The organism is Microbacterium sp. Bi128 (assembly GCF_918698205.1).
In genome coordinates this window covers 1-2,893 of record NZ_CAKKMM010000610.1, presented here as the reverse complement: position 1 = coordinate 2,893, position 2,893 = coordinate 1, and the positions used below count along the sequence as shown (strand labels likewise).

Sequence of the window (2,893 nt, the reverse complement as noted above, 5' to 3'; positions counted from 1 at the left end):
CCCCCATCCTCAACACGATGTTCGGCGCCTCCAGCCAGTTCGGCCGGCAAGCCGTCGCCGCGATCGCCGCCTTCGTGCCGGTGTTCGTCAACACCCTCCGCGGACTCCGCCAGACCCGCCCCGTGCAGCGCGACCTCTTCCGCGCCACCGCCGCCACCGGCGGTCAGACGTTCCGTCTCCTGACCCTGCCCGTCGCCCTGCCGTACCTGCTCACCGGCATCCGGGTCGCCGCATCGCTCGCGGTGATCTCCGCCCTGGTGGCCGAGTACTTCGGCGGCCCGGCCGACGGCATCGGCACCGCGATCGCGACCTACGCCAAATCCGGACGCGCCGCCCTGGCGTGGGCGTTCGTGGGCGGCGGCATCGTGATCGGCCTCGTCTTCTTCCTCGTCACCTCGCTGCTCGAACGCGTCGTTTCGCGTCGCCTGGGCGCGGGGCGTCCGCCGGCCTGACCGGCATCCCTTCCACCCGCCCTCGACAGAACAGGTTCCACCCGCTCCACGCCGCACCACCCGCACCCGAAAGGACACCCATGACACACAGCACACGCCGCGCCCTCAGCGCGGTCGCGGGGATCGCCGTCGCGTCCCTCGCCCTCTCCGCCTGCGCCGGAAGCTCCAGCGCGCCCGCCGACTCCGAGGGCGACTTCACGCCCCTGACCTCGGTGAAGCTGCAGCTGCAGTGGCTGCCGCAGGCGCAGTTCGCCGGCTACTACGTCGCCCTCGACAAGGGGTACTTCCAGGAGGAGGGCTTCGACGAGGTCGACGTCGTCCCCTCGGGCGGCGACATCGTGCCGCAGGACGCCCTCGTCGCGGGCGACGTCGACTTCGCCGTCGCGTGGGTGCCGAAGGTGCTCGGCACGATGGAGAACCAGGGCGTGGAGTTGACCGACATCGCCCAGGTGTTCCAGAAGTCCGGCACGACCCAGGTGTCGTGGAAGGGCTCGGGCATCACGGGCGTCGACGACTTCGAGGGCAAGCGCATCGGCTCGTGGGGCTTCGGCAACGAGTGGGAGATCTTCGCCGCGATGGCCGACCAGGGTCTGGACGCCTCGACCGTGCAGATCACCACGCAGGACTTCTCGATGAACGCGCTCCTGGACAAGGACGTGGATGCCGCCCAGGCGATGACCTACAACGAGCTCGCGCAGCTGCTCGAGACCGTGAACCCCGCCACCGGGAAGCTCTACACGATGGACGACATCGACGTGATCTCGTACGAGGACACCGCCGGCGCCATGCTGCAGGACGCGATCTGGGCCGACACGAAGCGCCTCGCGGACGACCCCGCGTACGCCGACGCGGCCACGCGATTCCTGAAGGCCGTCATCAAGGGCTGGGTGTTCGCGCGCGACAACCCCACCGAGGCCGCCGACATCACGTACGCGGCCGCGACCGCCCCGGGCGTGAGCGCGTTCCCCGTGGGCCCCGTCCACCAGCTGTGGCAGATGAACGAGGTCAACAAGCTCATCTGGACCGGCGGCGACTTCGGCGTGGTGGACTCCGCCGCGTGGGACAAGACCGTCAAGGGCGCGATGGCCGCCGTCAACCAGGACGGACTCAACCTCATCACGGCCGAGCCCCCGGCATCGGCCTACTCCAACGAGTACATCGAAGCCGCCCTGGCCGCGCTGAAGGAGGACGGGGTGAGCGTCGACGGCGCGTACACGCCGATCGAGGTCACCCTCACCGAAGGCGGCCAGTAGAGCACCGCGGGGCGGCCGGTCGCGCATCGGCCGCCCCGTGTCGCGGTCCGTTCCCGGGAGGGCGTGGTTGACTACCCGGATGACGCAGCCCCCGGCCCAGCACGCGCGCCGTCAGCCGACCTCGGGCTGGCGTCGCGGAGCGAAGGCGCTCGCCATCGTCGTGACGGTCGTCGTCGTGGCCGCCGTCGCCGTCGGCGGCTTCTACGCCTGGTCGCTGACGAAGAGGCTGCAGGAGGCGGCCGTGCCCCTCAAGGACGCCCCGGCACAGCCACCGGCGCTGAGCGCCTACGCGGATCCCTTCTCGGTGCTGGTCGTCGGCACCGACGAATGCGACGACCAAGTGCGCGAGGCCTTCGGGGCCCGCTGCTCCGACCCCGAGAACGAGGGCACGCGCAACGACGTCAACATGCTCGTCCACGTCTCGACCAACCCCCGCCGGGTCACGGTCGTGTCCTTCCCCCGTGATCTTCAGCTGACGATCCCCGAGTGCACCGCCCCGGACGGCTCGGTGTTCGGCGGCGCGTTCAAGGCCCCGATCAACAGCGCGTACGAGGACGGCGGCTTGACGTGCGTGGCCGATACCGTGTCCGAGCTCAGCGGGCAGAGCATCCCCTTCGCCGCGAAGGTCAGCTTCGGCAACGTCGTGAACATCACCGACGCGATCGGCGGTGTCGAAGTGTGCATCGGTGGCGAGGGCATCGACGACCCCGACGCGGGCATCGACTGGGAACCGGGTCCGCGCGTGGTGACCGGCTACGACGCCCTCGCGTTCCTGCGCACGCGCAAGGGCATCGGCGACGGCAGCGACCTCGCCCGCATCGGCAACCAGCAGCAGTACCTGTCGCGCTTGGTGAACAAGCTCCGCAGCGACGAGGTGCTCTCCAACCCCGGCACGCTCATCGGCTTGGCCAACACCGCGGTGAACAACACCACGCCCAGCGAGAGCCTGGCCGACCCGATCCGCATCGCGCAGCTGGCCTACACGCTGAAGGACGTCCCGTTCGACGACATCACGTTCGTGCAGTTCCCCGTGCTCGACGACCCCGCCGACCCCAACCGCGTCGTGCCCGACGAGGCCTCCGCCGCCGTGCTGTGGGATGCGCTCGCGCGCAACGCGCCGCTCGCGCTCACCGGTGAGGCCGGAGCCAACGGCGGCGTGATCGCCGACCCGTCGGCACCCGCCCCCAC

At 70.4% G+C, this 2,893-nt stretch carries 3 protein-coding genes; all 3 read left to right on the top strand.

Annotation, left to right across the window (positions count from 1 at the left end):
* The coding region (locus tag LQV45_RS23705) for an ABC transporter permease (RefSeq protein WP_230009086.1) at nt 1-452 on the top strand (452 nt) is incomplete at its 5' end.
* 80 nt (nt 453-532) lie between these two features.
* Nucleotides 533-1,705: an ABC transporter substrate-binding protein gene (locus tag LQV45_RS23700; RefSeq protein ID WP_230009085.1), complete on the top strand. Its 1,173-nt coding sequence runs from the start codon at nt 533-535 to the stop codon at nt 1,703-1,705.
* Between the two features lie 79 nt (nt 1,706-1,784).
* Nucleotides 1,785-2,893: LCP family protein (locus LQV45_RS23695; protein ID WP_230009084.1), on the top strand; the 1,109-nt coding region annotated here is incomplete at its 3' end.